The 24,526-nt window shown below is 64.5% G+C and carries 20 protein-coding genes and 1 pseudogene; 17 read left to right on the top strand and 4 right to left on the bottom strand.

Going from position 1 to position 24,526, the window contains the following annotated elements:
- Positions 1-79: 79 nt before the first annotated feature.
- From CS1BSM3_RS09665 to CS1BSM3_RS09655, 3 genes are all read left to right on the top strand, one after another.
- On the top strand, positions 80-4,405 hold the full coding sequence (locus tag CS1BSM3_RS09665; RefSeq protein WP_072386850.1) for a strawberry notch family protein: 4,326 nt from the start codon (positions 80-82) through the stop codon (positions 4,403-4,405).
- Positions 4,405-5,448, top strand: a complete 1,044-nt coding sequence (locus CS1BSM3_RS09660; protein ID WP_072386849.1) for a DUF7146 domain-containing protein — start codon at positions 4,405-4,407, stop codon at positions 5,446-5,448. Before CS1BSM3_RS09665 ends, CS1BSM3_RS09660 begins: the two co-directional genes overlap by 1 nt.
- Positions 5,449-5,535: 87 nt before the next feature.
- Positions 5,536-6,033 carry a hypothetical protein gene (locus tag CS1BSM3_RS09655; RefSeq protein ID WP_072386848.1) on the top strand — a complete coding sequence of 166 codons (498 nt, stop codon included), beginning with the start codon at positions 5,536-5,538 and terminating at the stop codon, positions 6,031-6,033.
- A 206-nt stretch (positions 6,034-6,239) separates the two neighbouring features.
- Here CS1BSM3_RS09655 and CS1BSM3_RS09650 read toward each other — a convergent pair whose 3' ends face one another.
- The 4 genes from CS1BSM3_RS09650 to CS1BSM3_RS28220 all read right to left on the bottom strand — a co-directional run bounded on the left by CS1BSM3_RS09650 (position 6,240) and on the right by CS1BSM3_RS28220 (position 10,076).
- Complete coding sequence (locus CS1BSM3_RS09650; RefSeq protein WP_143149135.1) at positions 6,240-7,949, bottom strand: coiled-coil domain-containing protein; 1,710 nt, start codon at positions 7,947-7,949, stop codon at positions 6,240-6,242.
- A gap of 143 nt (positions 7,950-8,092) precedes the next feature.
- Positions 8,093-8,587, bottom strand: coding sequence for an ABC-three component system middle component 2 (locus CS1BSM3_RS09645; protein ID WP_072386846.1), 495 nt, complete (start codon positions 8,585-8,587; stop codon positions 8,093-8,095).
- Positions 8,580-9,647 (bottom strand): ABC-three component system protein, encoded by a 1,068-nt coding sequence (locus tag CS1BSM3_RS09640; RefSeq protein WP_072386845.1) that lies wholly within the window; start codon positions 9,645-9,647, stop codon positions 8,580-8,582. Before CS1BSM3_RS09640 ends, CS1BSM3_RS09645 begins: the two co-directional genes overlap by 8 nt.
- Positions 9,648-9,902: 255 nt before the next feature.
- Positions 9,903-10,076 carry a hypothetical protein gene (locus CS1BSM3_RS28220; RefSeq protein WP_174263666.1) on the bottom strand — a complete coding sequence of 58 codons (174 nt, stop codon included), beginning with the start codon at positions 10,074-10,076 and terminating at the stop codon, positions 9,903-9,905.
- A gap of 225 nt (positions 10,077-10,301) precedes the next feature.
- On the opposite strand from CS1BSM3_RS28220, the gene CS1BSM3_RS09635 reads away from it, so the two are divergent.
- The 14 genes and pseudogenes from CS1BSM3_RS09635 (at position 10,302) to CS1BSM3_RS09570 (ending at position 24,525) form a co-directional block, all read left to right on the top strand.
- Positions 10,302-11,228 carry a DUF2493 domain-containing protein gene (locus CS1BSM3_RS09635; RefSeq protein ID WP_072386844.1) on the top strand — a complete coding sequence of 309 codons (927 nt, stop codon included), beginning with the start codon at positions 10,302-10,304 and terminating at the stop codon, positions 11,226-11,228.
- A gap of 243 nt (positions 11,229-11,471) precedes the next feature.
- On the top strand, positions 11,472-13,457 hold the full coding sequence (traG, locus tag CS1BSM3_RS09630; protein ID WP_072386843.1) for an IncP-type conjugal transfer protein TraG: 1,986 nt from the start codon (positions 11,472-11,474) through the stop codon (positions 13,455-13,457).
- Positions 13,457-13,996: a hypothetical protein gene (locus tag CS1BSM3_RS09625; protein WP_072386842.1), complete on the top strand. Its 540-nt coding sequence runs from the start codon at positions 13,457-13,459 to the stop codon at positions 13,994-13,996. The genes traG and CS1BSM3_RS09625 overlap by 1 nt, the downstream gene beginning before the upstream one ends.
- Positions 13,989-14,993 carry a P-type conjugative transfer ATPase TrbB gene (gene trbB, locus CS1BSM3_RS09620; RefSeq protein ID WP_143149134.1) on the top strand — a complete coding sequence of 335 codons (1,005 nt, stop codon included), beginning with the start codon at positions 13,989-13,991 and terminating at the stop codon, positions 14,991-14,993. Before CS1BSM3_RS09625 ends, trbB begins: the two co-directional genes overlap by 8 nt.
- Before the next feature lie 161 nt (positions 14,994-15,154).
- Positions 15,155-15,478: a TrbC/VirB2 family type IV secretion system protein gene (locus CS1BSM3_RS09615; protein ID WP_072386841.1), complete on the top strand. Its 324-nt coding sequence runs from the start codon at positions 15,155-15,157 to the stop codon at positions 15,476-15,478.
- 22 nt (positions 15,479-15,500) lie between these two features.
- Entirely contained in the window at positions 15,501-15,773 is a 273-nt protein-coding gene (locus CS1BSM3_RS09610) for a VirB3 family type IV secretion system protein (protein WP_072386840.1), read from the top strand.
- Positions 15,767-18,175 (top strand): annotated as a pseudogene (gene trbE / locus CS1BSM3_RS09605) (conjugal transfer protein TrbE); the annotation flags it as partial. The gene CS1BSM3_RS09610 and the pseudogene trbE, both read left to right, overlap by 7 nt.
- A gap of 75 nt (positions 18,176-18,250) precedes the next feature.
- Positions 18,251-19,087, top strand: coding sequence for a P-type conjugative transfer protein TrbJ (gene trbJ, locus CS1BSM3_RS28570; protein WP_244540512.1), 837 nt, complete (start codon positions 18,251-18,253; stop codon positions 19,085-19,087).
- A gap of 294 nt (positions 19,088-19,381) precedes the next feature.
- Entirely contained in the window at positions 19,382-20,671 is a 1,290-nt protein-coding gene (gene trbL / locus CS1BSM3_RS09595) for a P-type conjugative transfer protein TrbL (RefSeq protein ID WP_072386839.1), read from the top strand.
- 15 nt (positions 20,672-20,686) lie between these two features.
- Positions 20,687-21,385: a conjugal transfer protein TrbF gene (gene trbF, locus CS1BSM3_RS09590; protein ID WP_072386838.1), complete on the top strand. Its 699-nt coding sequence runs from the start codon at positions 20,687-20,689 to the stop codon at positions 21,383-21,385.
- A complete protein-coding gene (gene trbG, locus CS1BSM3_RS09585; RefSeq protein ID WP_072386837.1) occupies positions 21,382-22,386 on the top strand; it encodes a P-type conjugative transfer protein TrbG in 1,005 nt (334 codons plus the stop codon). The genes trbF and trbG overlap by 4 nt, the downstream gene beginning before the upstream one ends.
- Positions 22,383-23,669: a TraB/TrbI/VirB10 family type IV secretion system protein gene (locus CS1BSM3_RS09580; RefSeq protein ID WP_072386836.1), complete on the top strand. Its 1,287-nt coding sequence runs from the start codon at positions 22,383-22,385 to the stop codon at positions 23,667-23,669. The genes trbG and CS1BSM3_RS09580 overlap by 4 nt, the downstream gene beginning before the upstream one ends.
- 18 nt (positions 23,670-23,687) lie before the next feature.
- A complete protein-coding gene (locus CS1BSM3_RS09575) occupies positions 23,688-24,008 on the top strand; it encodes a DUF736 domain-containing protein (protein WP_072386835.1) in 321 nt (106 codons plus the stop codon).
- A gap of 4 nt (positions 24,009-24,012) precedes the next feature.
- Complete coding sequence (locus CS1BSM3_RS09570; RefSeq protein ID WP_083528479.1) at positions 24,013-24,525, top strand: acyl-CoA thioesterase; 513 nt, start codon at positions 24,013-24,015, stop codon at positions 24,523-24,525.
- The last annotated feature ends 1 nt before the right edge of the window (position 24,526 follow it).

Here is a 24,526-nt window from a genome sequence, read left to right as displayed (position 1 = left end):
CGGTTGGGTTGAGCCGGTGCGGTTGAGAGAGAGCGCCGGCCGGCTCGCCCGTCCTTCGCTCTCCTTCAGGCTCAGCCACATGACATCCCATACCAACCGCGCGAGCGCGCCGCTCGCACGTCCGTCCAACGACGACACTGCCCCGCGTCTCACCGAGGCAGCCCGTCTTCTCCTTGTCCATCTCGAACATGGCCGTCGCGTCGATGCCGCGATCCTGCGTGCGGCCATGGAACAAACCTTCGGCGCATCCGACACATCGGGCGCCTGGACCTGGAAGACGGGCTACGACGCCTGCGAAGCCGCGGCCGTGATGTTCCTGCGCAAGTACGGCAAGGCGGTCCTGCGCAAGGCACGGACATCCGGCGCCGCACTGCCGACGCTGGTGAAGATCGCCAATCTCTTTCCCACCCATACCCGGCGATCGGAAGAAGCCCAGGCCTTCCAGCAGTTCTCGACGCCGCTGCCGCTCGGCCTTGCCGCGCTCACCGCAGCTGCAATCGTACCGGGCGACCGCGTGCTCGAGCCGTCCGCCGGCACCGGATTGCTCGCCGTCCTGGCCGAGACCTCCGGCAGCACGCTCATCTTGAACGAGCTCGCGGACACCCGCGCCGGCCTGCTCACCCACCTCTTTCCGGAGGTTTCCGTCACGCGCTTCGACGCGGCGCAGATCGACGATCATCTCGATCGCGCGATCGTGCCGACGATCGTTCTAATGAATCCGCCGTTCTCGGCGCTTGCCAACGTCAGCGGTCGCGTGGCCGATGCCGCCTGCCGTCATCTCTCCTCCGCACTGGCTCGCCTCGGCGATAGTGGCCGGCTTGTTGCCATTACCGGCGCCGGCTTTGCGCCTGATGCCCCTGCGTGGCGCGAGGCCTTCGAGCGGCTGCAGGCCCGTGGTCGCGTGGTCTTCACCGCCGCCATCGACGGGTCGGTCTATACCAAGCATGGCACGAACATCGAGACGCGCATCACCGTCATCGACAAGGTGCCCGCCGACGATCCGACGGTATTCCCGACATCGCCCGGCATGGCCCCCGACGTTGCGACGCTCCTCGGCTGGATCAGCACGCACGTCCCACCGCGGCCTCCATGCTCGGCTGCGCAGGTTCCCGCGCGCACGATGTCTGCGACAGCCTCGCGGGCGCGACGCACGGGCACAACGCGCGTTGCGACGCGCGCCACGCCTATTGCCGGTCATGCCCTCGGCGGCGTCGAGGTCGCCTACGAGACAGTCGATTGGACACCGCCCGAGGGTGCACGCCTCTCGGACGCGATCTATGAAGACTATGCGCTGCAGTCGATCCGGATCCCCGGCGCGCAGCGCCATCCGACCAAGCTCGTCCAGTCGGCGGCCATGGCGTCGGTCGCACCGCCGAAGGCGAGCTATCGGCCGCGCTTGCCGACGAAGGTGATTGCGGACGGGCACCTCTCGGACGCCCAGCTCGAGACCGTCGTCTATGCCGGCGAGGCACACAGCGAGCATCTCGCCGGTGCCTGGACCGTGGATGAGACCTTCGACGTTGTCGCCGCGGCGGCGGACGATGCGCCGAATGCCGTTCGGTTCCGCCGCGGCTTCATGCTCGGCGATGGCACGGGTGCCGGCAAAGGACGCCAGGTCGCCGGCATTCTCCTCGACAACTGGCTGCAGGGACGGCGCCGTGCCATCTGGGTGAGCAAGTCCGACAAGCTGCTCGAGGACGCGCAGCGCGACTGGTCCGCACTTGGCATGGAGCGTTTGCTCGTTACGCCGCTATCGCGCTTTCCCCAGGGCAAGGCCATCCGCCTCCACGAGGGCATTCTGTTCCTGACCTACGCGACCCTGCGCACGGATGATCGTGGCGAGAAGCGATCGCGCGTCCGCCAGATCGTCGACTGGCTTGGGGCCGACTTCGATGGCGCCATTATCTTCGATGAATCGCACGCCATGCAGAATGCCGCTTCGGCTAAGGGCGACCGCGGCGAGCAGGAGGCCTCGCAGCAAGGACGCGCCGGTCTCAGATTGCAGCACGCTCTGCCCAATGCCCGCGTCGTCTATGTCTCGGCGACCGGCGCGACCACCGTCCACAATCTCGCCTATGCGCAGCGGCTTGGTCTCTGGGGTGGGGAGGATTTCCCGTTCGCCAATCGGGCCGAGTTCGTCCAGGCCATCGAGGCCGGCGGCGTCGCGGCGATGGAGGTGCTCGCACGCGATCTCAAGGCGCTCGGCCTCTATACATCGCGCTCGCTCAGCTACGACGGCGTTGAATACGAGCTCGTCGAGCACCAGCTTACGCCCGAGCAGACGCGCATCTACGATGCCTATGCCGGAGCGTTCGCCATCATCCACAACAACCTCGACGCGGCTTTGCGGGCAACGAATATCACCGGAGAGATGGGCACGCTCAATGCCCAGGCGAAGTCCGCCGCGCGTTCGGCGTTCGAGAGCGCCAAGCAGCGCTTCTTCGGTCATCTTCTGACGTCGATGAAGACGCCGACACTCGTCAGATCGATCGAGCGCGATCTCGAAAAGGGTCATGCCGCCGTCGTGCAGATCGTCTCGACCGGCGAGGCCCTGATGGAGCGCCGGCTGGCCGAGATCCCGACCGAGGAATGGAACGACATCCAGGTCGACATCACACCGCGGGAGTACGTGCTCGATTATCTGCTCCACTCCTTCCCTGTGCAGCTCTACGAGCCCTACACGGATAGCGAGGGCAATCTATCGACGCGCCCCGTGCTCCGGGATGGCCAGCCCGTCGAAAGCCGCGAGGCCGTTGCCCGCCGCGGCGAATTGATCGAGCGGCTTGCGTCCCTGCCGCCGGTGCCCGGTGCACTCGACCAGATCGTGCAGCGCTTCGGCACGGACATCGTGGCGGAGGTGACGGGGCGGTCGCGACGCATCATCCGCAAAGGCCAGCGGCTTGTCGTCGAAAGCCGCGTGGGGTCGGCCAATCTCGCCGAGACAGCCGCGTTCATGGATGACGAGAAGCGCATTCTCGTCTTCAGTGACGCGGGGGGTACGGGCCGGAGCTATCACGCCGAGCTCTCGGCGCAGAACCAGCGCCTGCGCATTCACTATCTGCTCGAGCCGGGCTGGAAGGCCGATGCAGCCATTCAGGGCCTGGGCCGCACGAACCGGACCAACCAGGCGCAGCCTCCCCTGTTCCGCCCGATCTCGACGGACGTGAAGGCAGAAAAGCGCTTTCTCAGCACCATCGCGCGGCGCCTCGATACGCTCGGGGCGATCACCCGTGGTCAGCGTCAGACGGGCGGCCAGGGGCTGTTCCGTCCGGAGGACAATCTCGAGAGCCCGTACGCACGCGATGCGCTGCGCCAGCTCTACACGCTGATCGTGCGCGGCAAGGTCGAGGGCTGCTCGCTTCAGGCCTTCGAGCAGGCGACGGGCCTCTCGCTCTCCGATTCCAATGGCATGAAGGACGGCCTGCCTCCCATCACCACGTTCCTCAATCGGCTCCTGGCGTTGACGATCGAGCTGCAGGACGTGCTCTTCACCGCTTTCGAGCAGTTGTTGAACGCGCGTGTCGAGGGCGCCATCGCGTCGGGCACCTATGATGTCGGCCTCGAGACGTTGCGGGCGGAGAGTTTTGAGATCACCGACCGGCGCACGATCCATGTGCATCCCGGCACCGGCGCCGAGACGCGGCTCCTGACGATCCTGCAACGCCTGCGCAACCGGCCGGTGACGCTCGACGAGGCGCTTGCGCATCTCTCCGACCGTGGCGGCAGGCTGCTCGTCAACGAACGATCGGGCCGCGCAGCGGTGCAGGTCTCCGCGCCGAGCATCATGCTCGATGACGGCGAGATGGAACGCCGCGTGCGTCTCATCCGGCCGATGGAGACGGTTTCGGTCCCCCTCAGCACCATGGTGGAAAGCCATTGGATCGACGCCGACCACAGTCCATTCCGGCAAAGCTGGACCACGGAACTCGCACAGGTTCCCGAGTTCTCCGAGAGCACGCTGCACATCGTTGCCGGGCTGCTACTTCCCATCTGGAAGCGGCTGCCGGGCGAGTCGACGCGGGTCTATCGGCTTCAGACCAATGACGGTGAGCGCGTCATCGGTCGCCGCGTATCGCCGGCCTGGGTTTCGAGTACGCTCTCGGCCGATCGCGCCACGCTGACACCCGAAGAAGCCTTCTCCGCCCTGATGGACGGCAGGACCGTCCTTGACCTGGCCGAAGGCCTCCAGCTTCGCCGCGTTCGCGCCATGGGCGCTCATCGCATCGAATTGCTGGGCTTCTCCGAGACCATGCGGAACCGTCTGTCTGCGTACGGCCTCTTTCATGAGATCATCTCGTGGAAGCTCAGGATGTTCGTCCCGACCGACGCCAGCGGTCCTTCGATCATCGCAAAGCTGATGGAGCGTTATCCTGTCGAACGCATTGGCGAGCGGGAGGCCGCCTGATGGCCCGGCGTGATGCGTCAGAGCTTGCACATCGCCTCGCGCGCGAGGCCGAGGCGGTGTGCCGCAAGTACCTCTCCAACGGCCGCCGCGTCGGCCGCTATTGGATTGTCGGTGACGTGCGCAATACGCCAGGACGCTCCATGTATGTCCGGCTGTTCGGCCCGGAAAGCGGCAAGGGGGCTGCTGGTAAGTGGACCGACTCGGCGACGGCCGAACATGGCGACCTGCTCGACGTGATCCGCGAGAGCTTGGGACTGGTCGACTTCCGCGATGTTGCAGACGAGGCCCGGCTCTTTCTCAGCCTGCCGCGCCCGGAGCCCGATCCGCAACAAAAGCGCTACACGACACCAGCGCCGACCGGCTCACCCGAGGCGTCCCGGCGTCTGGTCGCCGCGTCGCAACCGATCCACGGCACATTGGTGGAAACCTACCTGCGTCATCGAAGCATCGATGATCTGCATGACGTCGGAGCGCTCCGCTATCATCCGCGTTGCTATCATCGCCCGAATGATGGGCCGACACAGATCTGGCCCGCGATGATCGCCAGTGTCACGGATCTCGGCGGTATCATCACTGGCGCGCACCGCACGTGGCTCGATCCCTCCGGCATGGGCAAGGCGCCGATCGAGACGCCGCGCAAGGCGATGGGCTCGCTGCTCGGCCATGCCGTGCGGTTCGGCCCCTCGTGTGAGGTGATGGCGGCCGGCGAGGGGATCGAGACCATGCTGTCCTTGCGCATGGTGTTGCCGGGCATGTCGCTGATGGCGGCACTGTCGGCCGCGCATCTCGCAGCCATCCTGTTTCCGGACACGCTGCGCCGGCTCTACATCCTCCGCGACATCGATCCTGCCGGCGATGGCGCCATGGCGACCCTGACCGCGCGCGCCGCGGCTGCCGGGATCGAAGCGATCCCGCTGTCGCCACGCCTCGGCGATTTCAACGAGGATCTCGTCGCCTTCGGCCTGGACGATCTGCGCGCGCTCGTACGCCCCCAAGTCACGCCGGACGATGTTGAACGCTTCCTTCTTGCGGCACCGCGCTGAACAGGAACATCGCTCGACGTGCCTCATCGCGATTGCGCAATCAAACACCATGGTCAGAGTGCGGGATCGCTGCAAAGGAAACAGCCCATGCCCCTTGGCCAACGCCTGACGATCCTACTCAAGGTCTTGGGCGTATTCTTGCTCATGGGGCCGCCTGTCGGCGCGTTGACGTTCTTTGCCGGAATGGGCGTCTATGGGGTGAGCCAGACAGGCGATATTGCCAGTGTGTGGTGGCTCTCCCTCTTCGGCCTCATCTACGGCGTGCCGCTGAGCTATCTCATGGGCATCGCGCCCGCCGCCGCTGCCGGCTTCATCCTCGGCGCTGCGGCCGCCCTGCATCGTACTCCGGGATTCTTGTTCTCGATAGCCACCGGCTTCTTGGTCGGCCTCTGGCTGGTTTATGCAGGAGGAAGCTCCATCGCGCCGCCAAGCGCTGAAACCGCCTCCGACAACGTGCCGGCAATCCTTCTGATCGCAACGTGCTTGGTCCCAACGGTTCTCTGCTGGGCGCTTGCACGTTGTATCATTCGGAGAATGCCCGCGTCTTCGTCATGCCCGGTCGCGACTGGCCATCCGCCGGGATAGCGACACCCGCCACCTCCTTCCCCCCCGCTGGAAATGGGTGCAATCGCGCACAAAGCGGATGAGGGGTTCGTGTCGTGAAGGGCCAGAAGCTGCGGAAAAAGCTTCGGCTGGTTGTGCGGCGCACGAAGGCGCAACGTCCCATCAAGCCGATATTTATCAGCTCGCTGACATGGGCCCCGCGCGGTTTCGCCTTATCTGCTCTCGGCTCAATTCTTCGGAAAGAAGCCATATCGAGTGCCTGTCGCACCCATGAACTGATGGATACCGATTTTGTCGGAAACGTCACTCGGGGCATCGCGGTTCTCGATGACGATGACCTGACCTTCAGTCAGATCCTTTGCCAGCCATCTATAGAAAGCGGCATCTACGGTCGTGTTCTTCAAGTCCTGCGTCGGATCTTCCTCAACTTCATCACCCCGGTATGACAGCAATGGAGAGTCAATGACCACAAAGCCCGGATGCGGACGCCCGTTCTTGAGGCAATAGGTCATGAGACCAATGATGAAGGCCGCATGGGTCAGCGCGCGCATTCCTTTGCCTTGTGAGCCGCGCAATTTGCCATCGAGCTGAAGATCGTTGGCCTTCGCGTCGAAGAACACGCGCTTGGTGCCCGGAACATTCCAGGCCTGGAGAATGGCGCCTACCTCCTGCGCAAGATCATCAAGATTGGCGCGGGGTGCGGCGACATCAGGCATCTGCGGGGCGGTCTCTTCCGTCTCCTGCTCCAGTGTCGCGATCGAGCGTTCGAGGTCGCGGATGGCGTCGAATGCACGCAAGCGATCCTTCACTGAATTGGACTGCTCAACCACCTCCGTGTACCCGGCCCTCTGAGCGCGGGCATCCTGCTCGGCATCGGATCGTGCCGTTCGCGCTGCCTGTGATTGGCGGGCAATGTCAGAAAGCTTCGCCTCGAGTTCCACGGTTTCAGATTCGGCGCGCGCTATGGTCACCGAAAGATCATCGTGAAGCCGCTTGATACGATGGGCTTCGGCGCGCGCGGCTAGCGCGAGAGCCGGCAGGTCGGCTTCGCACACCTTCGCGTGGTTCTGGGCGTCCGCGGTTGCGCCGCAGAGCGGGCACGGTCCGGGGGCAAGTGAATCGAGTGCTTCTGCTGCTTCGGCTATGGCGGTCAATCTTTCCATGTCGCTGAGATAGTGAGCGGCGAGGAGGGAAAAGCGGGAAAGCAGCCCGGTCAGCTCCCCTTTGCGCTGCTCGGCGATGTCCTGGGTTTCGGCGAGACGCCTAACGCGCCGGCGGATGGAGACCAGATCCTGTTCGGCACTGCCGGTACCCCGCCGGAGTTTGGCAAGCGTGTCTTCGAATCCGGCAAGCTCGGATCTTAATGCATTCTCGTCGTGTCCTTCGTCCAGAAGCTGTTTCAGTCGATCGGCCACAAGCGCGCGCCCGGCAGCGAGGCGATCCTGCTTCTCTTCCACGGTCTTGGTCTCGCTCGCATAGGAGATCAGTGCAGAGTCGTCGACACCGGAGACGAGCAGCTTAAAGAGGCTCATTTCCGGCGTTGCGAGAGTGAACTGCCCGGAGAGAATTGGCGACTGCTGCTCGATGATGCGCGTTTCACTGACGAGTGCCAGCTTGGAGAGCGTGCGAATCGACAGCCGCTGTGTCGTCCCCTTCTCTTTCCTGGCCAGCAGGACCATGCCGGAGAGGCCGAGCATGTCGAGGTAGAATTGATTGATCGTTCGTGGACCTTTCTTTCGCTCCGTCGCAACAAGGGTTTCAACCACTGTCTCCCCGGTGCGTGACATGACGAGGCCGTCGAGAAGGTGCATGTCGCCGCCGCTCATGGATCGTCTGAGTGTGAGCAGCTTTTCATCCGCCGTCTCGACTCCCATGACTACGGTATCGTAGCCGGCGGCCTCTGGCAGTTCCCGTTTGAGCTCTTCGGCGCCGAGCATGAAGTCGATGAGCTCGAATACGAATGACTTGCCGGTGTCGCTCAGCCCGATGACAGCGTTAGCCCCCGCCTCGAAGTCGACGGCAGCATCCTTCTTGCCCGGACCAAGGCAGGCGACGTGCCGGATTGTGAGGCGGCCAAAATTCACGAAGCCTCCGGAGGGGGCAGCTCGACATTTGAGAATTCTGCGACCCAGTCATCCACGCGGGTGCGGATCAGACCGACGAGATCCTCCTCGGGGAGCTGGCCAAAACGGCCGGCAGCCCATCGGGTACGGTCAAGCAGGTCGATCCAGTATGAGGATTGTAGCGCCGCTAAAAACGATGACGCCTCCTCCGATGCTGCGTAGGCAAACCCATCCTTTCCGGGCAATCGGTTCATCAGTCCCCGCGAGACCATGAGATCGACGCCCCGGTTTACCAGTGCGCGCCGGACAATAGGCTCGGCGCGTCGGTACGGCGAGGCCGGGTGAAGGCTGTCAGGTGCTTCAGGATCGAAGTCGCGGCTGTGGACGAGGATGTGATCGAGCGCGACCAGTTGCCCGGTGCGTAGGCTGTTTGGGAATACGGCCACGAGTAGGCACAGGGACCGCAGTCCGGCCTCCATGGAGGTATTGAAGAGATGCGTCCGCTCAAGCATCGGGTTCGGGCTCCCAGCGAAGCTTGTCGTCGTTGGAGAGCTGATGGCATACGCCGTGCCGGTCGAGCGTGCTGGCAACGCTGGCCAGAGGGTTGGAGTTCAGCGGCAGCTGCACGGCCTGGCTCACCACCTGATTGACGCGAATGAAGGCCGTCTCATGTTCTCCATCAGCGACAGGCTGAACGCCGCAGAGGATATCCTCCTGGAGCGCCTCGAACGTGCCCGCCGGAACGGTGTCTTTGGAGAACTCCCTCAGGCCCTCCGCACAATAGAACGCGCGGCGTTGGCGCTCGAAGTGCCTACCCATGCGCCTGTGCATGCCGATGGCGGCAACGTCGGGCATAGGGATGCCCGTGTGTAAAGCGTAAGCCTGACGCAGCTTTTCTACGTACACGATTTCATGTGGCTGGACGTCGGCGGGAGTTGATGATGGGTCCGGTCGCGGTGGCAGACCACCGCCGAATGTCGCGATGTAGAAGGCAGTGCCTTTCAGCGCGTCGAGAACATGCTGGAGCTTCTGATGCTTGAAGATGGACCAGTCGAGCCCTTCGAAGACGGCGCGCACCCCGCCGGCGAGCTCGACACGGCCGGTCTCGGTGATCTCATTGGCAATATGTGAATCCCAGTTCTTTTCGATCTGCTGCTTGAGGGCTGCCGGATCATGGAGAAGCTGCGAGAGCGAGGTGCCGATATCCTGGCTTCCGACGATGCCGTAGAGGCGTGGCGCTACATAGTCGCCTTTTGCGATGAACCAGATCAGCTTGCCGATATCGGCATAGATGTCGGTCGGATAGAGCGGGTGGTCGCGATGCTTACACTGGAAGCCTTCCCAGGCGCCCTTGAAGCCTTTGGCATCGCAAAACCCTGCAACATCAACGCCTTTGTCGCCGGCACCTCCGAAATGCGCCACTGAGACGTAGCGCCCTTTTAAGCTCTCGGCCCATGCTTCAACGAGCTTTTCGAATTCCTTGTCGGTCATGAGCCGCACGCGCTTGATGGGCAGCACCGGCAGACCATTGGCAGCCTGCTCAATCGACAGAGGCGGGATTGGAGTATTCATGCCGGTCCCAATGGGCGAATCTCTTCAATGCAATCTATCTGAGGCTGCGAAAGTTCGTCAGCGCTTATCGGGGTCCATGTGAGTTACGAATTGGGCGCCTGCACGACTTCATAAACTGCCGCACGTCTGCGTGTTACCAGTTTTCGGACAGAAGGTACGCTTACAGCGGCAATGACGTAGAGCCACGGCGGGCCCGAAACGGACGTCCGAAGGCGCGACGAAATTAACGCCTTTGGCGGACATTGGGCCGATGGTCTATGTCGACCCGTTACGGCCATCGGCGACGTCAACGAAGATCACGTCATCTTCGGGCTCCATGAGCTGCGCGCAATTGCAGGTCCGCAATTCTATCCGACCGACGTTCAGCGCTTCCTTCTCGCAGAGCCATCCGGCCGGTTGTGATTTGCGCCGTCCGTGGTCGAGCGGCACGGACCGACTCCACGCTGACGGGCCGCACCCGGCCTTCCTAAGAGGCGATCGGGCCAGAACCGGCCGGGGCCGCAAGGGCGGTGCGCGGCCGGAGGCCGCGCTTGCCCTCCTCCGCTGCGCTGCGGCCCGGCGGGCTTCGCCCTTGGGTGCTGGCCCCGACCGGTCCCGGCTGATCCGTCGCCGGAAGGCCGCGATGGGCGCGGCCTCGCTGAGGAGACGTGTTCCATGACCTACGATCACACCACTGACGCTACGCCATCACCGACGGCCCATCTGCTCGAAGAGCTCGCACTCTACGCTCATCGCCCCTTCGACGATGAGGCCGATCCGCGTCCGTTGCCCGAGCCGGGGAAACTCCAGGGTGCTCTCGCCGACGTCTTCGATGCATTGGTCGCGACCTTGTCGGATACTCGCCTGGAACCCGACCTAGTGGCGATGCTGTGGTCAATCGTCAATGTCTTCCACCGACGGATCGATCGCATTGAGCAGGAGCTGGACAGGAACGAGACCGCGCAGCGTAAAAGCCAGCGCGAGCAGGACGGATCTGAAGTCCGGTCCATCGAGCTTGAGCGCCTCATCGGCGAAGGTCTGACGCTGATCGAGCGTCGCAACAGCATGGAATTCATGCGCGATGGCGCGGCCGATCTGTTCAGCATCCATACCGGATCGGGATGGCGGCCCCGTTCGGGATCGATGGTCAACCGGACGACGATGACCGCCGCGATGATCGACAGCCGCGAGTTCATCAATGCACGACGCCGTGCCGATGCCGAGATGCTGCTCCCGAAGGGCACCAGGATAGCCTTCGCCGGTGGCGTCGATTGCAACGATCATCATGGCATCTGGGCAGTCCTCGACAAGGTCCACGCCAAGCACCCGGACATGGTGCTGCTCCACGGCGGTGCGCCGCGCGGCGCCGAAAAGATCGCCGCCTGCTGGGCGGATAGTCGCAAGGTGACACAGATCGTCTTCAAGCCCGATTGGACGAGACATGCGAAGGCAGCGCCCTTCAAGCGCAATGATCAGCTTCTCGATGCCATGCCGATTGGAGTCGTCGTGTTCCCAGGCTCTGGCGTGACGGACAACCTCGCCGATAAGGCGAGGGTGCGCGGCATTCCGCTGTGCGACTACCGCGACCGCGGCGGCGCATAGGCGCCGCTTCACTCTCGACATCATCGATGAATGTCATCGGAGCAATTCCAGCTCCGCTGGACGCGCGCTGTTGCGCGTCGCCGAGACCAAAGCGCAAGCAGCTGTGCCGACATTCGGCCGCAATACCTTCATGACCTTTCATGCTTCCCAACAATCGTGCGCGATTTAGTAGATTGAATAACCGCACGCTCTCTTGCGACCCTTTCGTTGCGACGATCATTCCGTCCGAAAGGCTCGCCGATCATGCTCTCGCTACGCTCTGCGATCATTCAAGGTCTCATCGCTACCGCGCTCATCACGACATCGCTCGTTGTTGCCACGCAGTGGGCAGCTGCGATGCTTGGATCTCAGCCGGCGCTCGGCGCAGCATGGTGCGAGCTCTTCGGTATCAAACTCTACGCGCCATGGAAGCTCTTCGTCTGGTGGCTGGCCTTCGACAGCCAGGCGCCCGACGTCTTCGCACGCGCCGGTGCCGTTGCCGCCCTCGGGGGGATTGCCGGCGGCGCCGTCGCTGTTGGGGGAGCCGCCCGGCGGGCCAGCCGTAAGAACACGATAACAACCTATGGCTCGGCCCGCTGGGCGGACGGGAATGATGTGCGCAACGCGGGGCTGCTCAGTGAAAAGGGCATCGTGCTTGGCCTCTGGGATGGCCAGTACCTGCGCCACGACGGCCCCGAGCACGTTATCGCCGTGGCGCCGACACGCTCCGGCAAAGGCGTCGGCCTCGTCGTGCCGACACTTCTGACCTGGCCCCACTCCGCCGTCATCCACGACATCAAGGGCGAGAACTGGACGCTCACTGCCGGCTGGCGCTCGCGCTTCTCTCATTGCCTGCTGTTCGATCCGACCAATCCCTTGTCGGCGCGCTTCAACCCGCTGCTCGAGGTGCGCAAGGGAGCGATGGAGGTGCGCGATGTGCAGAACATCGCCGACATCCTCGTTGATCCGGAAGGTGCGCGCGAGCAACGCGACCACTGGGAAAAGACCGCGCACGCGCTGCTGGTCGGCACCATCCTGCACGTTCTCTACGCCGAGCAAGAGAAGACGCTCGCCCGCGTCGCGACGTTCCTGGCTGATCCCGCGCGTTCGATCGGGCGCACGCTTTCGATCATGCTGACGACCAACCACCTGGGCACGGATACGACTCCAGTCGTGCATCCCGTCGTCGCATCTGTCGCCCGTGAGCTCATGAATAAGACCGACAACGAGCGCTCCGGCGTGGTCTCGACCGCTATGAGCCTGCTCGGGCTCTACCGCGATCCCATCATCGCCGCGACGACTTGCGCCTCTGACTGGTCGATTGCCGATCTCATGCGGGCCGAGCGACCGGTCTCGCTCTACCTCGTCGTGCCGCCGTCCGACATCTCCCGCACGCGGCCGCTTGTGCGCCTGATCCTGAACCAGATCGGTCGCCGCCTGACCGAGGCTCTACCAGAAGGTGCCGCGAACGAGCGCCGTCTCCTTCTGATGCTCGACGAGTTTCCCGCGCTCGGCCGGCTCGATTTCTTCGAGTCCTCGCTCGCTTTCCTTGCCGGCTATGGCGTGCGCGCCTTCCTCGTCGCGCAGTCGCTACACCAGATCGACAAGGCGTATGGTCCCAATCATGCCATTCTCGACAACTGCCACGTCCGCGTTGCCTTCGCGCCCAACGACGAGCGCACAGCCCGGCGACTCTCAGATGCGCTTGGCACCGCGACGGAGCTGCGCGCACAGAAGAACCTCTCCGGCCGGCGTCTCGCCGCCTGGCTGTCGCACGTCACCGTGTCGGAGCAGGAGACGGCACGGCCGCTGCTGACGCCGGGCGAGATCCTGCAACTGCCCGCGGATGAGGGACTGGTCCTCGTATCCGGCGTCGCGCCGATCCGTGGGCAGAAGCTCCAATACTATGCCGACCGCAATTTCCTCGCGCGCCGCCTGCCGCCGCCGACGCTCGCATCAGGCGGCTATGCGGACACGCCCCCAATCCGTGCCCGCGACTGGCCGAGTGAAGCGCGGGCCACGCATCCGAAACTCGACAAGCCGTGGTCGGATATGGTGACGGGCGAGGAAGATCCGCCGCGCACCCGGCAGATCGCGCGCACCAAGACCAAGTCCACTCAGATAAGCGACCTGCCCTTGTTCGCCGATCTCGCCACCGAGGTGAAAGCTGCGCCGCAAACCGATGTTGGCCCGTCACTCGGCGACGATGACGACACCATCGTTCAATTTCCGGGAGGCGTGCGGGTCTGATGGCCAAGAAACGCTACGCGCTCTACATCTCGCGCCCGCTCGCCAGCAAGTTCGATCTTGTTGCGCAGCAGCGGCACGGCTCGAAGTCGGCCATGCTGGAAGAAGCACTGAGGCTGAGCCTCGAGCCGCAGAGGGTGCCCGGCGCAGAAGAGGTCCTCGTCCGGCGCCTTGACGAGCTGCACAAGGTCGTCGGCATCGTCAATCGCGATGTCGCGATCGTCACCGAGACCCTGGCGCTATTCGTCCGTTACTTCCTGACGATCACGCCGCCATTGCCGCAAAGCGAGCAGGAGCCGGCCCGCCTTCTAGGGCGGGAACGCTTCCAGGTGTTCGTCGCCCAGGTCGGCCGCCGTCTTGCCACCGATCATCGCCTCGTCTCCGAGGTGCTCGAAACAATCGCCAGCAACAATCCCGATCTCTTCGCCACCACCGCGGACGACGCGCCATTGCGTGGGCGAGCAGCCGGAAGCGGGAATGGTGCGCATCGCGAGGTGGCTTCTGGAACCGAGGAACCCAAGAAGGACACCGACCATGGCTGACCTCTTGTCGATACACGCAAGCCAGGAGGCGCAAGGCCGCCGCCGCCAGATGCTGCGCACGGCCTTTGGTCCGGCAATCGCCGCCGCCTTGACCGACCCGACCGTGATCGAGGTGATGGTCAACCCAGACGGACGGTTGTGGATCGATCGCGCCAGCGTCGGCCGCCAGGACAGCGGCGAACGCATCGGCAGTGCCGAGGTCGAGCGCATCATCCGCCTCGTCGCCGCCCACGTGCACCGCGAAGTGCATGCCGGCGCGCCGATCGTCTCGGCGGAACTGCCCGAGACCGGTGAGCGATTCGAAGGCATCATGCCGCCCGTCGCCATGGCGCCGTGCTTTTCTGTCCGCAAGCCGGCCGACGTTGTCTACCGGCTCGCCGACTACGTGGCGGCCCGCATCATGTCTCCCTTGCAGGCAGGTGCCTTGGCGATCGCCGTCCGCGAGCGCCGCAACATCCTCGTTGTCGGTGGGACATCTTCCGGCAAAACCACGCTCGTCAACGCACTGCTCGCCGAGGTCGCCGATTGCGACGAGCGCGTTCTCATTCTCGAAGACACGCGCGAGCTCAAATGCGCCGCCGCCGACTGCGTGGCGCTCCGCACCAAGCCCGGCGTCGCCTCGCTCGCCGATCTGGTTCGCTCGACACTGCGCCTGCGCCCTGACCGAATCATCGTCGGCGAGGTACGTGGGCCGGAAGCCCTCGACATGCTCAAAGCCTGGAACACCGGACACCCCGGCGGCATCACCACCGTGCATGCCAACTCCGCCGAAGCCGGCCTCTATCGCCTCGAGCAGCTCGTGCAGGAGGCCGTCGTCACGGTCCCGCGTGATCTCATCCTCGAGGCCATCGACGTCATCGCCTTCCTGGCGGGCCGCAGCAGCAACCGCCGTCTCGATGCGCTGATGGAACTCACCGGCCTCGATGACAGCGGCGACTATCAGCTCAAGCCACTCGGCACCCCCACCCTTCGACCCGTCGGACCAACCGGAGCATGACGATGCGCGTGCCTGCATATGAGGATTGCTACGCAACAGGGCTGCCGCCCTGCAACCCGCTCGGCGGGACACCCGCCGAACCACCCGCTTTCTATGAGTCAAAAACAGGAGGGGGTTTGGGGGACACGTCCCCCAAGCGGGTACGGGGGCATATCGCAGCCATGCTTCCAGCATGGGTCCCGTTCGCGAAGCGACTGATCTGCTCCGTTATCACGACATTGATATGCACGCCCGCCATGGCCGCCGGCTCCGGCATGCCGTGGGAGGCACCGCTCACGCGCATTCTCGAGTCAATCGAAGGGCCGGTCGCCAAGGTGATTGCGGTCGTCATCATCATCGTGACGGGCTTAAGCCTCGCGTTCGGCGACATGGGCGGCGGTCTGCGCCGGCTCTTGCAGATCGTGTTCGGGCTTTCCATTGCCTTCGCCGCCACGTCGTTCTTCCTGACGTTCTTCTCGTTCGCCGGCGGCGCCCTCATCGACTGACATTCACGGAGCTACATGCACCATGCTCGGACAACCGACCTCTCTTCCCGGCTTTGAAATCGCCCTGCATCGCTCCCTGACGGAACCGATCCTGCTCGCCGGCGCCCCGCGCAGTTTCGCGATTCTCAACGGCACGCTCGCTGCCGCCATCGGCCTCGGCCTGCGCCTGTGGATCGCCGGGATCATCATCTGGCTCGTCGGTCACGCCTTCGCCGTCTGGGTCACGCGCAAGGATCCGGAATTTCTCACTGTCCTATCCCGCCACGCCCGCCACAAAGGAGTGCTCTCGTGCTGAACCTCGCCGAATACCGGAAGACCGCCACTGGACTTGCCGATTATCTGCCCTGGGCCTGCCTCGTCGCCCCCGGCATCGTGCTGAACAAGGACGGATCCTTCCAGCGCACAATCCGCTATCGCGGTCCTGATCTCGACAGTGCAACCGATGCCGAGCTCGTCGCGGTGTCGGCACGACTCAACAACGTGCTGCGCCGGTTCGGGGAAGGCTGGGCGTTGTTCTTCGAGGCCGAGCGTGTGCCGGCCAATCAGTATCCGGGACATCGCTTCGGCGATGCCGCCTCGTGGCTTGTCGATCAGGAGCGATACGCCTCCTTCTCGGTCGACGGCGCGCATCATGAGAGCCGCTATTATCTGACGCTTCTTTATCTGCCGCCGCCCGAGCACCAGGGCCGCGCCGAGCGGCTGCTCTACGAGCGTCAGGAGGGCTACAGCGACGAGGCCGATGTCTGGGGCCAGCTTGCCTGGTTCGAGACGGAGACGACGCGGGCGCTGGAATTGCTCGCGTCGATCCTGCCCGAGGCGGAAGCACTCGATGATGCCGAGACGCTCGCCTATCTGCACGGCACGATCTCGGACAAGCGCCATCCGGTGGCGGTGCCGACCGTCCCGACGCACCTCGATGCCATGCTGTGCGATACGCCTTTCCTCGGCGGCGTCGAGCCGAAGCTCGGTCGCCAGCATCTTCGACTGCTCACCGTGACCGGCTTCCCGAATACAACAACACCGGGCCTGCTCGACGCGCTCAATGATCTCGGTTTTGCCTACCGCTGGACGACACGCTGGATCGCCCTCGACAAGATCCAGGCTAACCGGCAGCTCACGAAGCTCAGACGCCAATGGTTCGCCAAGAGGAAATCGGTCGCCGCCGTCCTGCGCGAAGTGATGTTCAATCGAGAATCGACCCTGGTCGACTCCGATGCCGACAACAAAGCTGCCGACGCGGACGAGGCGCTGCAGGAGCTCGGTGCCGATGACGTCGCCTTCGGCTATCTGACGACGACGCTCGTCGTCAGCGATGCCGATCCCAAGCGCGCCGACGAGAAGGTATTGGCGTTGGAGCGCATCATCAATGGCCGCGGCTTCACGACCATCCGCGAGACGCTCAATGCCGTCGAAGCGTGGCTCGGCTCGCTGCCCGGCAACCCTTACGCCAATGTTCGCCAGCCGATCGTCCATACTCTCAATCTCGCGCACATGATGCCGGTCTCGGCCGTATGGGCAGGTCCGGAGCGGAACCGGCATCTCGACGCGCCGCCGCTGATGATGACGGAGACGCGTGGCGCCACGCCCTTCCGGCTCGATCTGCACAGTGGCGACGTCGGCCATGCCTTCGTCGTCGGCCCGACCGGCTCCGGCAAATCCGTGCTCTTGTCGCTTCTGGCTCTTCAGTTCCGCCGCTTCATCGGCGCCCAGGTGGCGATCTTCGATCGTGGCCGATCGGCCCGTGCCGCATCGCTCGCCATGGGCGGCGATAGCATCGAGCTGGGTCTCGAGGGAACGCTGTCTTTGCAGCCACTCGCGCGCATCGACGAGCCCGGCGAACTCGCGTTCGCCCTCGAATGGGTGAGCGGCCTCATCACCAACGAGGGCGTGTCGATCACGCCCGAAATCAAAGACGCGCTGTGGACGGCCTTGAAGAGCCTCGCCTCCGCACCCAAAGCCGAGCGCACGCTGACCGGCCTCGCCGTGCTCGTGCAATCGAGTGCCTTGAGCCAAGCGCTGGCGCCGTACACGCTCGAAGGCCCTTACGGCCGTCTCCTCGACGGTGCGACAGAGAACCTGGCACTCACCGACGTCCTGCATGTCGAGATGGAACCGCTGATGCAGCACAAGCGACTCATCCCGCCGGTGCTCACCTATCTCTTCCATCGGCTCGAGGCGCGCTTCGACGGCAGACCCACCTTGCTCGTGCTCGACGAAGCCTGGACCTTCCTCGACGAGCCGATGTTCGCGGCGCGGATCCGCGAATGGCTGAAAACTTTGCGCAAGAAGAATGTCGCGGTGCTGTTTGCCACGCAGTCGCTCGCCGACATCGAGCGCTCGGCCATTGCGCCGGCCCTTATCGAAAGCTGCCCGACGCGCATCTTCCTGCCCAACGACCGCGCGCTTGAGCCGCAAATGCGTACCGTCTATGAACGCTTCGGACTCAACGGCCGCCAGATCGAGATCCTCGGTCTCGCCACACCCAAACGCGATTACTATGTGCAGTCAGCTCAGGGCAACCGGCTGTTCGAGCTTGGCCTCGGTCCTGTCGCGCTCGCACTCACCGCCGCCTCGTCGCCCGATGACCAGAAGCTCATCGATCGCGTCATTGCAGAATCGCCGGACGCGAACTTTGCCGATGCCTTCCTGCGCGCCAAAGATCTCGATTGGGCAGCCAATCTGCTTCTATCGTTCCCCGGCGCACAACGCCCGCTGACCACACCACCACCGCTGCCACGCATCCTGGCGACGGCGCCGCCACCGCAATCCGACGTGCCGGCAACGGTACAGCCGCCCCAACCGCCCTCCGACGTATCAAGCGACGACGATCTCCGGCAACGCCTGGCTCTCTTCCCCTTAACGGCCAAGCCCAACCGCGCCGCCCGCCGGCGTGCAGCCCGTGGCGTCCTCACCGCACTCGCCCTGGCGCTCCTGACCAGCACTGCCGTTCCGCCCGGTGCGCACGCGCTCACCGTGTTCGATCCCATGAACTACCAGGAGAACTTGTTGTCTGCCGTCCGTGCCCTCGAGCAGATCAACAATCAGGTACGTACCTTGCAGAACCAGGCGCAGATGATCGTGCGGATGGATCAGAATCTCATGCGTCTCGGAAGCACCCTGTCTCCTGATCTCCAGCGCACCCTGACCGACATCCAATCCCAACTCCGCGCCGGCCAGGGCATCGCACTGAAACTCCAGGAAACGCAAAGTACCTACGAACGCCTCTTTCCAGCACAGGTCTCGGCCGCGCTCACCTCCGACGACGTGGTGCGCAATGCCAAGACACGATGGGAGGAGGAATACGCCGGCCTCAAGCGCGCCGCCCTCCTGCAAGGCCAGATCGTCGACGGCATCGAAACGGACACGCGCCTGCTCGGCGACGCCATGACGCGATCCCGCAACGCCGTCGGTGCGCTCGAAGCCACCCAGGCCGGCAACGAGCTCACCAGCCTCGCCGTCAAGCAGTCCCTCTCCCTGCAAGGTCTGCTCGCCGCGCAACATCGTGCCGAAACCGTCAGCCGTGCCCGCGATCTCGCCACCGAGGACGAAGCCCGTCAGCGCTTCAAATCCTTTGTCGGCACGGGATCTGGATATTCGGCAAGTCGATGAGAACGGAGAGACCATCTATGTTCGCGCGAATATTCGCTTCGCGAGCGGGGCCTGCCCCGCACCCCAGCCGGCGGGACACCCGCCGGACCACCCGTCTTTTGAAGTTTCCAAAAAGGAGGGAGTTTGAGGGACACGTCCCTCAAGCGGGCGCGGGCGGCAGCTCGCTCGCGCAGCGACGCCACCGCGGCCGCCTCCGACGACAATAGTCGCGGCCCGACACTCCACCCTGACCACCAGTAACGGCGAACACGATTTCCGCTGACGGCGGAGCCTTGCCCGGAGCTCGAGAAGCGCATGGAAGACCTCGCGATCATTGACCAGTTCACGGCCACGTTCAGTCGGTACATCGACAGCGGCTTCGGGTTGCTTGCCGGTGACGTGGCGTTCCTGACGAGCATTCTGATTGCGATCGACATCACGCTGGCCGGATTGTTCTGGGCGCTGATGGGCGAGGACAATGTCATCGCGCAGCTCATCCGCAAGGTGCTGTACGTCGGTTTCTTTGCCCTTCTACTATCGAACTTCCAGAGCCTCGCCGACATCATCTTCCAGTCGTTCGCAGGACTCGGGCTGAAGGCGACGGGAACGTCGCTGACCTCCGCCGATCTGATGCGGCCGGGGTTTGTGGCGTCGACTGGATTCACGGCGTCGAAGCCGCTGCTGGAGAAAGCCGGCGAGCTGATCGGCATCACGACGTTCTTCTCCAACTTCGTGACGATCGCGGTGCTGATGCTTGCGTGGGTGATCGTGCTGCTCGCCTTCTTCGTACTCTCGGTGCAGCTCTTCATCACCATCATCGAGTTCAAGCTGACGGTGCTGGCCGGCTTCGTGCTGGTGCCGTTCGCCCTGTTCGGCCAGACGGCGTTCCTGGCCGAGCGCGTGCTCGGCAATGTGATCTCGTCGGGCATCAAGCTCATGGTGCTGGCGATCGTGGTCGGGATCGGCTCATCGATCTTCGGCACGGTCATGCGACCGACCGGCGAGGTGTCGCTGACGCAGGCGGCCTCCTGCATTCTCGGCGCCATTGCCGTGTTCGGCCTCGCCATCTTCGTACCAGCCCTCGCCGCCGGACTGATCAGCGGCGCACCGCAGCTCGGAGCCGGTGCAGCCATTGCGACGACGGCCGCACTCGGCGGCACGGCGGTTGCAGGCAGCATCGCCACCGCCGGAGCGGCACGGATGGCCGGACGCACGGCCGGTGGTGCGATCAAGTCGGCCGCGTCGCTGTCGGGCCGTGTCGGTGCGGCCTATGAAGCTGGTGGAGCAGCCGGCGTCGCGCGCGCGACCGTCTCCGGGCCGGCCTCGCGCATGGCGTCAACGGCAACGGCGCCCGTGCGCAATGCCTATCGCCACGGCGCCGCGCAGGGATACCGCGATGCAACCCCGTCGGGAGAGTCCGGCGGCAAAGGCCCCGATGGCGATCTTCCAGGCGGCAGCGCGCCGGCATCCGGACCGCCGGCATGGGCTCAGACCATGGCACGCCGGCAGCGCATGACCCAAGCCGGATTGATGGCCGCGCACGCGCTGCGCGATGGCGACCGCGCCGGTAGCGGAGGCGGTCCGGATCTCAAGAACAAGTCGTAGGGGGAGCGAGACATCATGTCGTTCAAGCGATCGACCTTACGTTACGGCGAGACACCCGAGCCAGTGACGCCGTACCAGAAGGCCGCGCAGGCCTGGGACGAACGGATCGGCAGTGCGCGCGTGCAGGCGCACAACTGGCGCCTCGTGGCGGTCGGCAGCCTCGGCTTGTCGCTTCTGCTTGCTGCCGTCCTGCTCTGGGTCGGGCGAACCGGCGCGGTCGTCCCCTACATCGTCGAGGTGGACTCGCGCGGCGGGACGCGCGCCGTCGGCCCGGCTGCAGAGACCTACACACCGAGCGACGCGCAGGTCGCCTATCATCTATCGCGCTTCGTCGACAACGTGCGTGCGTTGTCGATCGATCCCGTCGTTGTGCGCCAAAACTGGCTGAAGGCCTACGACTTCGTCACAGACCGAGCTGCGGTCACGCTCAACGAATACGCCCGCGACAACGATCCGTTCACGCGCGTCGGCCGGCAGACCGTTGCCGTGGAGGTTACGAGCGTCGTGCGCGCCTCGGATACCTCATTCCAGGTGCGCTGGCTGGAGCGCACCTTCGAGGGCGGCGCGCTGAGGGACAGCAAGCGCCTCACGGGTCTCTTCTCGATCGTCATCACTCCACCGCGAACCGTCGACGCCGTGCGCAAGAACCCGCTCGGCATCTACGTGCATGCCTTCAACTGGTCGCAGGACGTCACCACCGGAGAATCCAAATGAGCAAGCTGCATAGTGTGTTGTTTGTTCTGGTGACGTCGGGCAGCCTCGGCGCCTGCGCCACCAGCATCAAGGTGCCGGAGATCCCGATCTTCGACAGCCCGGCCCTGGCCGCACGACGCGAGCCCGACCCGCCGCTGCCCGTCCGATATGTCGAGGTGCCAACGCCACTTCCTCTTCCCGGCCAGCTCAAGCCCGTCGGCAAAGAGAAAGAGGCGGCCAGGAAGAAGGACACGCGTCCGCCGTCGGAGCGCGTTACGGACGCTAATGCCGCGGCGCGCTTCGAGCCGGTCAAGGACGGCTACATCAATGCCATCCAGGTCTATCCCTACACCAAGGGTGCGCTCTACCAGCTTTATGCTGCCGTCAATCAGGTGACGGATGTCGCGCTCGAGGCGGGCGAGAAGCTCGTCTCCGTCTCGGCCGGTGACACCGTGCGATGGGTGGTCGGCGACACGACGAGTGGCGAAGGCAAGGATGCGCAAGTCCACATCCTGGTGAAGCCGGTCGGCGCCGACCTGGAGACGAACCTCGTCATCACCACCGATCGCCGCACCTACCACCTTGAGATGCGCTCCAGCGACAAGACCTATATGGCGTCGGTCTCGTGGACCTATCCCGCTGCCGAGCTCATCTCATTGCGCAAGCAGCGTGACGAAGCGGCGGCCTCGCTGGCCTCGATCGCGGATGCCGGCGTCGACATCGACCAGTTGCGCTTCCGCTATCGCATCGACGGCGACGCGCCATGGAAGCCGCGCCAGGTCTTCGACGACGGCGCCAAGGTCTACATCCAGTTCCCCTCGGGTCTCGCGCAGAGCGAGGCACCGCCGTTGTTCGTCATCGGCCCGGACGGCAAGTCCGCGCTGGTCAACTATCGCGTGCGCGGCACGACCTACATCGTCGATCGTTTGTTTGCCGCCGCGGAGTTGCGCCTCGGCACCGCGCCGCAGCGTGTCGTGCGCATCGTCCGCACGGATGCCGTCTGGCGGGAGACGCGCTCATGAGCGAGACCGAACCGGACAAGAAGCCCGATCCCGCCAAGAAGGCCGAGACGGAGAAGGTCGCGCCGGAAACGCTGGAATTGCGTGCGCGGCCGCAGCCGGTCACGCGCATCAACCGCAAGGTCGTGTTCGGCGGTGCGGCCGCGGTTCTGCTGTTGGTCTCGTTTCTGGTGCTGGTCGCCCTGCAGCCACCCAAACTCCAGGTCGGCACGCCGCGCGAGCTCATCAACGTCGAGCACAAGCCGATCACCGAAAGCCTCGCCCGGTTGCCGGCGACGTACGACGGCATGCGCACGGAGCGCCCGCCCGAGCCGGTACGTCCGCCATCGGGAATCCCGCAACTCACCGAGGTCGGCGGAGAACCGATCGACCAGACGGAACAGGTAGAGCGCGCTCGGCTCGCACGCATGGCGGGACAGGCGCGGGAATCCCAGGTCTTCTTCCGTCTTCAATTGAAGGCACCGCCGCAAGACGGTGCGGCCCGAACCGAGCCAAGCTCTCAATCACGATCACTGGTAACCGCCGGTGACTCTGCTGCGCTGACCGCGTTGCGAACGACGGACCAGGCCCGTGCGCTCGCCGCGGGTGGCCTTGAGGCCACCGGCACGGACGCGACAGAGAGCCTGCGCAAGCTGACGTTCCTCCGGTCCGGCCCCGAGAAGGAAATCTACAATCCGCATGGCCTGCAAACGCCGGCCTCGCCGTATCAGTTGATGGCCGGCACGGTCATCGCCGCGAGCCTCGTCACCGGCCTCAACTCCGATCTGCCGGGCTTCGTCATCGCCCAGGTGACGGAGAACATTTTCGATACCGTCTCAGGTCGATTTCTCTTACTGCCGCAGGGCTCGAGACTCATAGGCAAATACGACAATGTCGTAGCATTCGGCCAGGAACGCGCTCTCGTCGTCTGGCAGCGCATCATCCTGCCTGACGGCTCCTCCGTGGTCATCGACAATCTGCCGGCCACGGACACGGGCGGATATGCCGGCCTCGCCGATCAGGTCGACCTTCATACCTGGCAACTGCTGAAGGGCGTCGCGCTGGCGACCGTGCTCGGCGTCGGCAGCGAACTCGTGTTCGGCGGTTCTGGCGACAGCGATCTCATCCGCGCGCTGCAGCTCTCGACGCAATCAACGACCAATCGCGCCGGCCAGCGCCTCATCGAGCGCCACCTCAACGTCCAGCCGACCATCACCGTGCGCCCCGGCTGGCCGCTACGCGTCATCGTCCACAAGGACATCATCCTGCGCCCGTACCGCGGCGCCGCCCCCATCACCGCCAACTGACCAAGGAGACCACAAGACATGGCCGTCATCGGAACCTTCTCAGCCGTCAACGACGGCTACACTGGAACAATCCGCACGCTCAGCATCAACGCGCGCGTGAAGTTTATCGTCAACGACCGCAAGGAAACGGAAAGCGCACCAGACTTCCGGGTCTCGCTCGGCGCCACAGAGATCGGCGCCGCCTGGCGCAGAACCAAGCAGGGCACCGAGCAGAGCTACCTTCGCGTGCGGATCGACGATCCCGCCTGGCCGCAACCCATATGGGCGATCCTTCTGGAAGCGACGGACGACGGCGTCGTCCGGATGGTCTGGCGTCGCGACAAGCCGGAGGGGGCTTGAGGCCATGAGCACGTCCAATCCGCTGAAGACCGACATGGCATGGTCAGCGCCCGTCAGGCATCCGCCGCACCTCATGGACTATCCGATCCGCTCGGCGGAGAAGCTCCGTTTCGCCGACACCGACTGCAATGGGCACATCTCCAATGCGGTCTTCGCCGTCTGCTGCCAGAACGCGCGCATGGAGCTGCTTCACGACCCGCGCCGCGTGCCGCTGCCGATCGACGCCCAGTTCGTCATCGTGCGGTTCGAGATCGATTTCCTCGGCGAGATGCACTGGCCGGGCACGGTCGTAATCGGAACGCGCTGCGAGCATATCGGTCGCACCTCGCTCACGGTGGCGCAGGTGTTGTTTGCCGACGGGAGCTGCGCCGCCAGCGCCAGATCGACAGTCGCGCTCATGGATCGCGCGACGCGGCGAGCGACTCCACTGCCTCCCGAAACAACCTCCGCGCTCGAGAGCTTTCGTGCTGCACAGAACGGAATCCTGCAAACCTGCTGGCAAGGGCGACAGGAGTAGT

The organism is Hyphomicrobium sp. CS1BSMeth3, from assembly GCF_900117415.1.
Classification (GTDB): Bacteria; Pseudomonadota; Alphaproteobacteria; order Rhizobiales; family Hyphomicrobiaceae.
The sequence above is the reverse complement of the archived record's forward strand: the minus strand, read 5'-3'. Positions and strand labels throughout refer to the sequence as shown.